Genomic DNA, 13,315 nt, shown 5'->3' with positions numbered 1-13,315 from the left:
ATGCCGGATTCCGAACCAACCCACGACAATCCGCGCAACGTGGGCAACCTGCCCGCCGTGGTGCACGAAGGCGAGGTGCAGCGCCCCCCCGCCGAAGGCTGGCTGGTGCGCGCGATCCGCACGCTGTTCGGCTGGAAGGCCGGCTCGGTGCGCGACGACCTGCAGGTGGTGCTCGACGCCTCGACGCCCGACGACGTCGGCTTCTCGGCGATCGAGCGCACCATGCTGCGCAACATCCTGTCGCTGAACGAGCGGCGGATCGCCGACGTCATGGTGCATCGCGCCGACATCGTCGCGGTCAAGCGCGACATTCCGCTCGGCGAATTGATGAGCCTGTTCGAGAGCGCGGCGCATTCGCGGCTCGTCGTCTACAACGAAACCCTCGACGACCCCGAGGGCATGGTGCATATCCGCGATTTGCTCGCCTTCATGACCGCGAGAGCGCGCGTCACCGACGCGACCAAGACGCGACGCAAGAAGCCGTTCCCGGCGGGCCTCGACCTGCGCAGCGTCGATCTCGCGCTGCCGCTGGCGGACGCCAACATCATCCGCAAGCTGCTCTACATCCCGCCGTCGATGCGAGCGATCGACCTCTTGGCGCAGATGCAGGCCTCGCGCATCCATCTCGCGCTGGTGGTCGACGAATATGGCGGCACCGACGGGCTAGTGTCGATCGAGGATATCGTCGAGCAGATCGTCGGCGAGATCGACGACGAGCACGATTCGGACGAACCCCCGTCGATCGTTCGCCAGGCCGACAACTCCTTCATCGCCGATGCGCGCGCCAGCCTCGACGATGTCCGCTCGGTGATCGGCGAGGATTTCGTGATCGGCGAGGCCGGCGAGGAGGTCGAGACGCTCGGCGGCTATCTGGTGTCGTTTGTCGGCCGGCTGCCGGTGCGCGGCGAGGTGATCTCGGGGCCCGGCAATTACGAGGTCGAGGTGCTCGACGCCGATCCGCGGCGGGTCAAACGGGTGCGAATCAGCGCGCGCAAGGAACGGCCGACGCCGCGCAAGGAGCGCGAGCGGCGCCGCGAGCAGACCCCGGACTCCGGAACGCCACAGGCGAATGACAATTTGCCGCCGCCCGGCGAGGGAGCCGGACCGCAGTGAGACTCTCCGACCGGCTCCGATCGATCGGCCTTGCGGTCATCCTGACCTGGGGATGGAAGCGCGCCGTCCTCGCGCTCACGGCCGGCGCGTTGTCGGCGCTGGCGATGGCCCCGTTCAACGCCTGGCCGGTTCTGTTTTTGACCTTCTCCATCGCGGTCTGGCTGATCGACGGCAGTGCCGCCGGGCGCTGGCGCGGCGTGCCCGCGGCGGCGCTGTCCGGCTTCTGGTTCGGCCTCGGCTATTTCGTGCCGGGCCTGTACTGGATCGGCTACGCGTTCTTCGTCGATGCGCAGACCTTCGCCTGGCTGACGCCATTCGCCGTGCTCGGCCTGCCCGCCTATCTCGCGCTGTTCACCGCCTTCGGTTTCGCACTGGCGCGGCTGATCTGGCCGCGCGACGCCTCGCGCGTGCTGGCGCTCGCGGTCAGCCTGACGATATCGGAGTGGCTGCGCGGTCATCTCCTGAGCGGCTTTCCGTGGAATGCGTTCGGTTACGCGCTGACCGAACCATTGGCGCTCGCCCAGACCGCGTCGCTGATCGGGCTGTGGGGCATGACGTTCCTGGCGATCGCGATCTTCGCGAGCCCCGCCGTGCTGATCGACGGCGCCTCACGCGGCCGCAAGCCGTGGCGCGCACCGGTCGCGGCCGTGCTGGTTCTGGCGGCGATGCTGGCGTTCGGCGTAGTCCGCCTCGCGCAGGAGCCGACCAGGATGGTCGACGGCGTCAAGCTCCGCATCATGCAGCCCGATCTGCAGCAGGACGCCAAGTTCAACTACTCCGCCAAGGCGGCGGTGATGCAGAAATATCTCACTCTGTCGGATCGGGCCTCGGGGCCGCACTCCACGGGCGTGAGCGATTCCACCATCCTGATCTGGCCGGAATCCGCGTTTCCGTTCTTCCTGACCAAGGAAGCCGACGCGATGGCGCAGATTGCCGAGCTGCTGCCAAAGGGAACCGTGCTGATCACAGGCTCGGTGCGTGCGCCCGACCTGCCGCCCGGCGTCCGCGTCACGCGCGCCTACAATTCGATCTACGTCATCGACCATGATGGCAGCGTGCTGGCGGTCTACGACAAGCTGCATCTGGTGCCGTTCGGCGAATATCTGCCGTTCCAGGACTGGATGGAGAAGCTCGGCTTCGAGCAGCTGACCAAGATGCAGGGCGGCTACATTCCGGGCACCATCCGCCGGACCCTAGACATTCCGAATGCGCCGCGCGCTTTGCCCCTGATCTGCTACGAGGCGATCTTTCCCGGCAATGTGGTGAGCCGCGACGACCGTCCCGGCTGGATCGTCAATGTCACCAATGACGGCTGGTTCGGAATCTCGACCGGCCCCTATCAGCACTTGCAGCAGGCCCGGCTGCGCTCGATCGAGGAAGGCCTGCCGATGGTGCGCGCCGCCAATACGGGCATCTCGGCCATCATCGACCCGGCTGGGCGGATCGTCGCTCAGCTTGGGCTCGGCATCGAAGGCGTGCTCGACGCCGGGCTGCCCGCGGCGCTGGCGCCGACGATCTATGCGCGCATCGGGAACATCCCCGCCGCTGTGATTGTGATCACAGCGCTGCTGTTCGTGCTGCGGCGACGTTTTGTGAGGCGAAAAGCCTGACCACACATATCGGCAGTTGTCGCCGAACCCGAAAAAGTGTCGAAATTTACCTCAGCGCGATTCCACCAGTTGACAGATCGACTGTGCACTTCGCATTGTACGGGTCCACGCGAAATCACAAGCCAAGTCAGCCCCTTTGCGCAAATTGTCCGCATTTCGTCCCGATCCTCCTTGCAGGATTTGACGGCACCGGCGCCTGAGGCATACTCCACTTCCAACTTGCCTCAGCCACGGGCGCGCAATCCCTTAGGAGAGTTGGAAATGTCCACCAAAGCGCCCAATCCTGTTGACAAATATGTCGGCAGCCGCGTCCGCATGCGACGCATCATGCTCGGCATGAGTCAGGAGAAACTGGGCGAGGCGTTAGGCCTGACGTTCCAGCAGGTGCAGAAATACGAGAAGGGCACCAATCGTGTCGGTGCCAGCCGGCTGCAGCAGATCTCCGAAATCCTGCAGGTGCCGGTCTCCTTCCTGTTCGACGGCGGCCCGAGCGGCATCAGGACCGCCGACGGCTTCAGCGAGGGCGCCTCGCCGAGCTATGTCTCGGATTTTCTGGCAACCGCAGAAGGCCTGGCCCTGACCCGCGCGTTCACGCGCATCGCCGACGCCAAGCTCCGCCGCAGCATCGTCGAGCAGATCGCGGCGCGCGAGGCGCCCGAACAGGCCTGATCCGGCCATATCCGTTTGAGAGATCGTCAAATCTGGAATATGTCATTCCGGCGCACGCCAAGGCGCGATCAGTCGTCGCGACTTAGCTCGTTGTTTGAGCATGATCTACCCGCAAACGCTTACGCGTTTGCCGCGAGGGAAAGCCGCTTCGCAGTTTTCCGGATCATGCTCGCGTGCGCTGAATGATAAAGCGAACTCACAGGCAGCAACAACAACATGTCCAGCAACCCGTTCGAAACCACGTCGATTCTCGACGGCATTCGCCGCTGGGTCGAGATCGAGTCTCCGACGGAGCGGCCGGATCAGGTCAACAGGCTGGCTGATCTCGTGGCCTCTGAATATCGCGACCTGCCGGCCACCGTCGAACGCATTGCGGGACGTGACGGCTGCGGCGATCATTTGGTCGCGCGCTCGTCCTGGGGGCAGGACGCACCGGGCATTCTGGTGCTGAGCCATCTTGATACAGTTCATCCGATGGGATTCATCGATCGGTTACCATTCAAGATCGAAGGCGACAGCGCGTTCGGCCCCGGCATCTACGACATGAAGGGCGGCGCCTATCTCGCCTATCATGCGTTCCGGCAGATCTGCGCAGATGACGCGCGCCCGCCGCTCGGCATCACCCAACTCTACGTCTCGGACGAAGAGATCGGCAGCCCAACCTCGCGGGCGCTGATCGAGGCCGAGGGCCGCAAGGCCAAATACGTGCTGGTGACCGAGCCCGCGCGCGACGGCGGCAAGATCGTCACCGGACGCAAGGGCGTCGCGCGCTTCGACGTGCATATCAAGGGCGCACCGGCGCATGCAGGCACGCGCCCCGAGGACGGCCGCAGCGCGATCCGGGAGCTCGGCCATGTGATCCTGGCGCTGGAGGCGATGAACGATCTCAAGCGCGGCATCACCGTCAATGTCGGCGTCGTCCGCGGCGGCACCAAGCCGAACGTGATCGCCGAGGAGGCCTATGCGGAAGTCGACCTGCGCGTGCCGACCATCGCCGATGCCGACGAGCTGGTGCCGAAGATCCTCGGGATCACCGCGCGCACCGAGGGCGTCGGCGTGAAGGTGACAGGCGAATTGAACCGTCCGCCCTACGAGAAGAGCAACGCCGGCGCCGCGCTTTACGAACACGCCAGGGAGCTTGCCGCCGAACTCGGCTTCGAGCTGCTCGACGTCTTCACCGGCGGCGGCTCCGACGGCAATTTCACCGCGCCGCATACCGCAACGCTCGACGGTCTCGGCGTCGACGGCAAGGGCGCGCATACCCATTACGAGCAGCTCTATGTCTCGTCGATCGAGCCGCGCGCGCGGCTGCTCCACCGCCTCTATCAAACGCTGCGATGATATCTGCGCCTGACGACAATGATCGTGATCCATCCGACGACGGCGCGATGGCACATTCGCGCGGCTCGTTTTTCGGGCGGCGCAAGGGCCACAAGCTGCGCGCGCACCAGGCCGATCTGATCGACAATCTGCTGCCGCATCTGGCGCTCGACATCGCTGGCCCCGCGCCTGCGACGCTGACCGAATTGTTCGATGACGGGATCGGGGATGTCAGGCTCGAGATCGGCTTCGGCGGCGGCGAGCATCTGATCGCGGAAGCGCAGGCATTTCCGGCGACGGGCTTCATCGGCTGCGAGCCCTATGTCAACGGCATGGCGAAGATTCTGACTCACATCGAGGCGCAGAATATCGGCAACATCCGCCTGTTCGCCGGCGACGCGGCCGAGCTGTTGGCCTGGGCACCGCCGCGCGCGCTGGCGCGCATCGACCTGATTCATCCCGATCCCTGGCCGAAGCGGCGGCACTGGAAGCGGCGCTTCGTGCAGGATGCAACGGTCGCTGCCATGACACGATTGCTGCCGCCGGGCGGCGAATTCCGCTTCGTCAGCGACATCGACGATTATTGCGCCTGGACGCTCGCACATCTGATGCGCTCGCCCGACTTCGCCTGGCTCGCCGAGCGTGCGATCGACTGGCAACAGCCGTGGCCCAACTACACGATGACGCGCTACGGCGCCAAGGCCGAACGCGAAGGGCGCAAGGCGGCGTATCTGCGATTTCGTCGCACGTCTTAGCATCGTCGTTCCGGGGCGATGCGTAGCATCGAACCTCAGGTGCGCAATTGCGCGCCGGGGAACCTCGAGATTCCGGGTTCGCGCTCGACCACCGGCCGCACGTTCTCGTGCAGCGGCACTTCCCATGCGAGCATGGCGGCACGATTTTGGGTTTGGGAAGCATGCATTATGATCCGTCATGCTGAGGAGGCCGCAACGCGGCCGTCTCGAAGCACGACGGCCCGGCTGCAACAGCTTGGCCGTGCATCCTTCGAGACGCGCCTGCGGCGCTCCTCAGGATGACGGAATTGGCTTACTCAGCTTGCTCGGTGTCATCACCCGCGCATGCGGGTGATCCAGTATTCCAGAGACGGTCGTGCTTGAGCCGATAGGCCGCGGCGTACTGGGTCGCCCGGTCGAGCCGGGCGACGACAACAGTGGATGAGGACAAAGTTTCACATCCTCTCAGGATGACGGAATCAAGTTGGCGTGCCTACCGCGACTTCCAGAAATCCACGACGCGCTGCGCGGTCGACGGCATCAGGCGAACGAAATTCACCCGCGCCCCTTCGATATCCGCCGGTGACGGCACGCGGTTGGCGCCGAGCCGCATCAGGATCAGGGCGCGTACGGTCGGCCATTCGAAGCCGATCGTCTTGCCGGCGATCAGGATCGGGTCGTAGCGATCGCCGGAGATCAGGCGGTCGAGCGTGACGATCTTCACGCCGGTCATCGCGGCGAGCGCCGCCACGCATTCCTCGTATTTGAACGCCTTTGCGAAGCCTGCCACCGCCGCCTCGTTCAATTCGCCGGCGCGATGCAGCGCCAGGATCGCGCGCAGCGCGGCTGCGAAATCGCGGCCGACGACCTCAGCGACCACACCCTCGATCTCGTTCATCGCGAGCTTGATCTCGGCCTGCCGTTCCGGCTTGGCGACGCTATGCAACCGGCGGCGGATCACGTCGATCGAGCCGGCCAGCAGGCTCTTGAGATGCTCCGGCGGAAGATCGTCGCGGCGTCCGATCCGCAGCGTCAGCACGCCGTCCCGACCGGCGCGACGCACCAGCGTCGCAAAGGAATCGTCGGAGAACGCGGCGCCGGCATTGCCGGCGGCGCATCGGATGACGTCGCGATCGCCGCGACGGATGATGACATCGGTCAGCGCAGTCGAAAGCTTCGACCGCTCGGCCATCGCAAGCAGATGACCCTGGCCCTTGGCATTGGCGATCTCGACCAGCACGGAATCGTCGATGACGGGTGATTTGCGCAGCAGCGGGCCCGCGATCGCGACATCATCCTCACGGGCGAGTTGCCCGACCAGATGCCGCGGCGCATTGGCAAGCGGCGCGAGCCGTTCGGCGAGATCGATCCGTGCCGCAAGCTCGGCATGCGGGACCAGGCTGGTCAGCACCCCGTCGAACAGGTCGATATGGTCGGCGCGAAAGCTCCCGGCGCCCTGCAGGAACAACTCGCCGAGCCGCCGTGCGGCCTCGGCGCGGCGCTTGGGGTCGCCGCGGCGAACGATGTCGTCGAGTTCCGGGATCAGCGCAGGGGCTGTCGTCATGAGCCTTGTCCAAACCGGCGGCTTCTGCCGGTTTTCGGCAATCTATGGTCCCGTTCGTAAACGGAGGGTTAGGTCGAATCTGCTCCCGGGGAACGGCAAAATCGCGTTCCGCCTGAAACGGAGGCCTTGCCGGCCCCGGGCAAAAGAGCTATATCCACCGCAACTTATGGTATCTCATACGATCGCGTAGGAGAGTGGGCCCCCCGGGACCCGCTCTTTTTTATTACCTGACGGGACCCAGCGAGGCCGGGTTCGGTTTGGGTAGCGTTAGCGGCCACTTAAGGCCATTTGAACAACACAACAGACCTCAGCAGCCTCTAGACCTTAGACAGCCTTTGACACTCGATATGACCGAACCGACCGCCACGTCCGTGGACACCGAACTGCTCGCCGAGCCGCGGCTCGTCGTCGAGCCCGGGGTCGCGGCGCGTGTCGCTGCGGTCGCGGTCCCGGTGCTGCAGGGCATGGGCTATCGCCTGGTGCGCATCAAGGTCTCGGGCGACGCCGGCTGCACCGTGCAGATCATGGCGGAACGGCCCGACGGCTCGATACAGCTTGAGGATTGCGAGGCGATCTCGCGGGCGCTGTCGCCGGTGCTCGATGTCGCCGACCCGATCGAGCGCGCCTACCGGCTGGAGATCTCATCGCCCGGCATCGACCGCCCGCTGGTGCGGCGTTCCGACTTCGAGCGCTACACCGGTCATCTCGTGAAGATCGAGATGGCGGTGGCGCATCAGGGCCGCAAGCGGTTCCGCGGCCTGCTCGCCGGCGTCGAGGGCAATGCGGTGCGCATCAAGCGCGACGATCCGCGCACCGGCGAGGACGCCGAGGTCCTGCTGGTGATGGAAGACATCTCTGACGCGCGGCTGGTGCTGACCGACGAGCTGATCGAGGAATCGATGCGCCGCGGCAAGGCCGCCGAGCGCGAGCTGCGCCGCGAGCTTGGCCTGGCGCCGCCGCAGCCGGCCCACGCCAGGAAGAGCGATCCCGCGAAGAGTCAGAAGCCGAAACCCAAGCCTGGTAACGAGCCCGGCCGGAAGCCGGCTCCGACCAACACCAAAAAGCACCGCCTGGCCGCCGAACGCGCGCGCCGTGGCGAGATCGATCCATCCGAAGGAGACTAAGCCATGGCAGTCAGCGCCAACAAACTCGAACTGCTGCAGATCGCAGACGCAGTTGCGCGCGAAAAGTCGATCGACCGCTCCATCGTGATCGCGGCGATGGAAGACGCCATCGCCAAGGCCGCCCGCGCCCGCTACGGCAGCGAGACCGACGTCCATGCCGAGATCGACGCCAAGAAGGGCGAGCTTCGCCTGACCCGCCACATGCTGGTGGTCGAAATCGTCGAGAACTCGTCGAACCAGATTTCGCTGCACGATGCGCAGCGCGCCAATCCGGGCGCCCAGGTCGGCGACACCATCGCCGATACGCTGCCGCCGCTGGAATATGGCCGCATCGCCGCGCAGTCCGCCAAGCAGGTGATCGTGCAGAAGGTGCGCGAGGCCGAGCGCGACCGGCAGTACCAGGAATTCAAGGACCGCATCGGCGACATCGTCAACGGCATCGTCAAGCGCGTCGAATATGGCAGCGTGATCGTCGACCTCGGCCGCGGCGAAGCGATCGTGCGCCGCGACGAGATGCTGCCGCGCGAAGTGTTCCGCAACGGCGACCGCGTCCGCGCCTATATCTTCGACGTCCGCCGCGAGACCCGCGGTCCGCAGATTTTCCTGTCGCGCACCCATCCGCAGTTCATGGCGAAGCTGTTCGCGCAGGAAGTGCCGGAAATCTATGACGGCATCGTCGAGATCAAGGCGGTTGCCCGCGATCCGGGCTCGCGCGCCAAGATCGGCGTGATCTCGCGCGATTCCTCGGTCGACCCGGTCGGCGCCTGCGTCGGCATGCGCGGCTCGCGCGTGCAGGCCGTGGTGAACGAGCTGCAGGGCGAGAAGATCGACATCATCCCGTGGTCGCCCGACATCGCGACCTTCGTGGTCAACGCGCTGGCGCCGGCCGAAGTCGCCAAGGTCGTGATCGACGAGGACCGCGAGCGCATCGAGGTCGTGGTTCCCGACACCAACAACCAGCTGTCGCTGGCGATCGGCCGCCGCGGCCAGAACGTCCGCCTCGCCTCGCAGCTGACCGGCTGGGACATCGACATCCTGACCGAGCAGGAAGAGTCGGAGCGCCGCCAGGCCGACTTCGAGAATTCGACCCGCGTGTTCATGGAAGCGCTCAATGTCGACGAAGTGGTCGGCCAGCTGCTCGCCTCCGAAGGCTTCACCTCGGTCGAGGAACTCGCGCTGGTCGACATCAAGGAACTCGCCGGCATCGAAGGTTTCGACGAGGAGACCGCCACCGAGCTGCAGACCCGCGCCCGCGAATATCTGGAACAGCTTGAGGCCGAACTGGAAGCCAAGCGGAAGGAACTCGGCGTCGAGGACGCCATGAAGGACGTGCCCGGCGTCACCGGGAAGATGCTGGTGAAGCTCGGCGAGAACGACGTGAAGACCGTCGAGGACCTCGCCGGCTGCGCCACCGACGATCTGGTCGGCTGGACCGAGCGCAAGGAAGGCGGCGAACCGACCAAGCATGCCGGGTTCCTCGATGGCATCGAGGTCTCGCGCGACGAGGCCGAGGCCATGATCATGCAGGCCCGCGTGAAGGCCGGCTGGATCACCGAGGCCGACCTCGCCAAGCCTGCTGCTGAGGAGGCCGAGGCCGCCGAAGCAGAAGCGGCGACCTAAGGAGATGGCCCACGGATGCTCGCTCAGCCTGACCCCGATCTCGACGATGGACCGCGGACGCAGAAGTCCGCGACCACGCGGATGTGCGCGGTCAGCCGCGAGGTGCGTCCGATCGACGAGCTGATCCGGTTCGTCGTCGCCCCTACCGGCGAGGTGATCCCGGACCTCAAGCGCAAGCTGCCCGGCCGCGGATTGTGGGTTTCCGCATCGCGGCGCAGCGTTGCGGAAGCGGTCCGTCGTCACCAATTTAGCAAGGGATTCAAGCGCGACGTCCGCGTTGCGCCGACCCTTCCCACCGACACCGATGCACTCCTGGTACGCAGCGTTACCGAGGCCCTGGCGATGGCCGCCAAGGCCGGTCAGGTCGTTTCGGGCTTCGGCAAGGTCGAGGACGCACTCAACCGGAACGAAACTGCAGCCCTGATCCACGCTTCGGACGGCGCCGCGGACGGAATCCGCAAATTGGACGCGATCGTCCGGCAAAGGGGCGAAAAACGTGGTGAATCGCCGGTAATCCCCGTCGTCAATGTTTTGACGTCGGAAGAATTGGATTTGGCACTTGGGCGGTCAAATGTGATACATGCTGCGCTGCTCGCGGGCCCGGCGAGCAAGACGTTCCTGTCGCGCTGCCAGATGCTGGTCCGATACCGGATGGCCGACGACGACAAGACCGCCGAAGCGGCCAGAAATTCCAGAGCGTGATCCGGGAAGGCGGACGCCGTCTTTCCGACCGGATCATGCTCAGCAAAAGACGACGTTGAAGGATTTGTGCGGCACACGCACAGCGAAACGAGATTAGGACTGCTGAATGGTTGATACCAAGACCCCTGGCGACAAGACTCTGAGTGTCCCGAGCAAGACGTTGTCGCTGAAGCCGCGCGTCGAGACGGGCACCGTGCGCCAGAGCTTCAGCCACGGCCGGACCAAGCAGGTCGTGGTCGAGAAGCGCGGCAAGCGCCGCGTCGGTGGCGACGGCCCGGGCGAGGCGCATGCGCCGGAACCCGTGGTTGCAAAGCCTGCGGCGCCCCCTGTCGCCAAGCCACCGCTCGGCCGCCCCGCGGCCCCGCCGCAGCGTAACACCCGCTCCGGCGTGGTGCTGCCGACCTTGACCGAGGACGAGCGTTCCGCGCGCGCCAATGCGCTTGCCGACGCCCGGCAGCGCGATGTCGAGGAACGCCGCCAGGCCGAAGAGGAAGCCAAGCGCCGCGCCATCCGCGAGGCTGCCGAGAAGACGGAGCGCGAAGCCGCCGAGGCCCGCCGCAAGGCGGAAGAGGAGCGCCACCGCCACGAGGAAGAGGCCAAGCGCAAGGCCGAAGTCGAGGCCAAGCGTCGCTTCGGCGAGGGCGAGGCCAAGCCCGGCGCGGCACCAGCCGCAGCTCCGGCCCGGCCCACCGCAGCCGCACCTGCGTCTTCTGCGCCGGCAGCCCGGACACCGGCAGCCCGCCCTGCGACCACGACGACCACGCGTACCCCTGCCTCCGCGCCGAGGCCCCCGGCGGTTGCCGCCGAGGCGGACGAAGACGAAGCTCCGCGCATGGTGCGCCGCCCCGGCGGTGCCGTGCGTCCGGTCGCCGCGCCGAAAACGACCCATAAACCCGCTCCGCAGAAGGAGCGCGGCCGCCTCACCTTGACCACCGCGCTCAACGCCGACGACGTGCGCGAGCGCTCGATCGCCTCGTTCCGCCGCCGTACCCAGCGTCTGAAGGGGCACGCGTCCAACGAGCCGAAGGAAAAGCTGATCCGCGAAGTCATTATCCCGGAAGCCATCGCGATTCAGGAACTCGCCAACCGGATGTCGGAGCGCGCAGTCGACGTCATCCGCATGCTGATGAAGCAGGGCGCGATGCACAAGATCACCGACGTGATCGATGCCGACACCGCGCAGCTGATTGCCGAGGAGCTCGGCCACAGCGTCAAGCGCGTCGCTGCCTCCGACGTCGAGGAAGGCCTGTTCGACGTTGTCGACGATTCCAGCGACACCGAGCCGCGTTCGCCCGTGGTCACGGTCATGGGCCACGTCGACCACGGCAAGACCTCGCTGCTCGACGCGCTGCGCCACGCCAACGTGGTGTCCGGCGAAGCCGGCGGCATCACCCAGCATATCGGCGCCTATCAGGTGACTTCGCCGGAAAGCGGCAAGAAGATCACCTTCATCGACACGCCCGGCCACGCCGCGTTCACCGCGATGCGCGCGCGCGGCGCCAAGGTCACCGACATCGTGGTGCTGGTGGTCGCCGCCGACGACGGCGTGATGCCGCAGACGATCGAGGCGATCAACCACGCCAAGGCGGCCAAGGTGCCGATGATCGTGGCGATCAACAAGATCGACAAGCCCGATGCACGGCCCGAGCGCGTCCGCACCGAGTTGCTGCAATATGAAGTGCAGGTCGAATCGCTCGGCGGCGACGTCGTCGACGTCGAGGTCTCGGCCAAGAACAAGACCAATCTCGACCGGCTGCTCGAGATGATCGCGCTGCAGGCCGAAATCCTCGACCTGAAGACCAATTCGGAGCGTCCGGCGGAAGGCACGGTGATCGAGGCCAAGCTCGATCGCGGCCGCGGTCCGGTCGCAACCGTGCTGGTGCAACGCGGCACGCTGCGCATCGGCGACATCATCGTGGCCGGCGCCGAAATGGGCCGCGTCCGCGCACTGATCTCCGACCAGGGCGAGAATCTCGACGAGGCCGGTCCGTCCGTGCCGGTCGAGGTGCTCGGCTTCAACGGCCCGCCGGAAGCCGGCGACCGTCTCGCCGTTGTCGAGAACGAAGCCCGCGCCCGCCAGGTCACGAGCTACCGCGCGCACCAGAAGCGCGAGAACGCGGCGGCCTCGATCTCCGGCATGCGCGGCTCGCTCGAGCAGATGATGTCGCAGCTCAAGACCGCGGGCCGCAAGGAGTTCCCGCTGATCGTCAAGGCCGACGTGCAGGGTTCGCTGGAAGCGATCCTGGGCTCGCTGGAAAAGCTCGGCACCGACGAAGTCGCCGCCCGCATCCTGCATGCCGGCGTCGGCGGCATCTCGGAGTCCGACGTCACGCTGGCGGAGGGCTTCAACGCCGCGATCATCGGCTTCTCGGTCCGCGCCAACAAGGAAGCGGCGGCCGCGGCCAAGCGCAACGGCATCGAGATCCGCTACTACAACATCATCTACGACCTCGTGGATGACATCAAAAAGGCGATGTCCGGCCTGCTCGCGCCCACGCTGCGCGAAACCATGCTGGGCAACGCGCAGATCCTGGAAGTGTTCAACATTTCCAAGGTCGGCAAGGTCGCGGGTTGCCGCGTCACCGACGGCACCGTGGAACGCGGCGCCAATGTTCGCCTGATCCGCGACAACGTCGTGGTGCACGAAGGCAAACTGTCGACGCTGAAGCGCTTCAAGGACGAAGTGAAGGAAGTGGTCGCCGGCCAGGAATGTGGCATGGCGTTCGAGAACTACGGCGACATGCGTGTCGGCGACGTGATCGAGTGTTACCGCGTCGAGACGATCCAGCGCTCTCTGTAAGTCCAAATCTTACGAAGCGCAGATCTAAATAAGCGTTGGGTCCATTTAACTGAAAATGC

Annotated in this window: 10 protein-coding genes; 9 read left to right on the top strand and 1 reads right to left on the bottom strand. The window is 65.8% G+C overall.

Translation table 11 applies throughout. The annotated features are described in order from the left end of the window. The 5 genes from HAP48_RS16320 to HAP48_RS16300 all read left to right on the top strand — a co-directional run bounded on the left by HAP48_RS16320 (nucleotide 1) and on the right by HAP48_RS16300 (nucleotide 5,467). A complete protein-coding gene (locus HAP48_RS16320) occupies nucleotides 1-1,113 on the top strand; it encodes a hemolysin family protein (protein ID WP_166212676.1) in 1,113 nt (370 codons plus the stop codon). Further along, nucleotides 1,110-2,723: an apolipoprotein N-acyltransferase gene (gene lnt, locus HAP48_RS16315; RefSeq protein WP_166212678.1), complete on the top strand. Its 1,614-nt coding sequence runs from the start codon at nucleotides 1,110-1,112 to the stop codon at nucleotides 2,721-2,723. The genes HAP48_RS16320 and lnt overlap by 4 nt, the downstream gene beginning before the upstream one ends. A gap of 261 nt (nucleotides 2,724-2,984) precedes the next feature. Next, entirely contained in the window at nucleotides 2,985-3,392 is a 408-nt protein-coding gene (locus tag HAP48_RS16310; RefSeq protein ID WP_166212680.1) for a helix-turn-helix domain-containing protein, read from the top strand. A gap of 216 nt (nucleotides 3,393-3,608) precedes the next feature. Next, nucleotides 3,609-4,733, top strand: coding sequence for a M20 family metallopeptidase (locus HAP48_RS16305; protein WP_166212682.1), 1,125 nt, complete (start codon nucleotides 3,609-3,611; stop codon nucleotides 4,731-4,733). Then, the gene (locus HAP48_RS16300; RefSeq protein ID WP_166212684.1) at nucleotides 4,730-5,467 is read left to right on the top strand and encodes a tRNA (guanine(46)-N(7))-methyltransferase TrmB; all 738 of its coding nucleotides are present in this window, start codon (nucleotides 4,730-4,732) and stop codon (nucleotides 5,465-5,467) included. The genes HAP48_RS16305 and HAP48_RS16300 overlap by 4 nt, the downstream gene beginning before the upstream one ends. A gap of 472 nt (nucleotides 5,468-5,939) precedes the next feature. Here HAP48_RS16300 and HAP48_RS16295 read toward each other — a convergent pair whose 3' ends face one another. After that, entirely contained in the window at nucleotides 5,940-7,010 is a 1,071-nt protein-coding gene (locus HAP48_RS16295; protein WP_166212686.1) for a DUF2336 domain-containing protein, read from the bottom strand. A gap of 347 nt (nucleotides 7,011-7,357) precedes the next feature. On the opposite strand from HAP48_RS16295, the gene rimP reads away from it, so the two are divergent. The 4 genes from rimP (at nucleotide 7,358) to infB (ending at nucleotide 13,256) form a co-directional block, all read left to right on the top strand. Continuing rightward, complete coding sequence (gene rimP / locus HAP48_RS16290) at nucleotides 7,358-8,134, top strand: ribosome maturation factor RimP (RefSeq protein WP_166212688.1); 777 nt, start codon at nucleotides 7,358-7,360, stop codon at nucleotides 8,132-8,134. Between the two features lie 3 nt (nucleotides 8,135-8,137). Further along, a complete protein-coding gene (gene nusA, locus HAP48_RS16285; protein ID WP_166212691.1) occupies nucleotides 8,138-9,754 on the top strand; it encodes a transcription termination factor NusA in 1,617 nt (538 codons plus the stop codon). Between the two features lie 15 nt (nucleotides 9,755-9,769). Then, the gene (locus HAP48_RS16280) at nucleotides 9,770-10,456 is read left to right on the top strand and encodes an RNA-binding protein (RefSeq protein WP_029082437.1); all 687 of its coding nucleotides are present in this window, start codon (nucleotides 9,770-9,772) and stop codon (nucleotides 10,454-10,456) included. Between the two features lie 106 nt (nucleotides 10,457-10,562). Continuing rightward, nucleotides 10,563-13,256 (top strand): translation initiation factor IF-2, encoded by a 2,694-nt coding sequence (gene infB / locus HAP48_RS16275; protein ID WP_166212693.1) that lies wholly within the window; start codon nucleotides 10,563-10,565, stop codon nucleotides 13,254-13,256. Nucleotides 13,257-13,315 lie beyond the last annotated feature (59 nt).

The organism is Bradyrhizobium septentrionale, assembly GCF_011516645.4.
Classification (GTDB): domain Bacteria; phylum Pseudomonadota; class Alphaproteobacteria; order Rhizobiales; family Xanthobacteraceae; genus Bradyrhizobium; species Bradyrhizobium septentrionale.
Note: the sequence above shows the minus strand (reverse complement) of the source record. Positions and strands in the feature narration are given on the sequence as shown.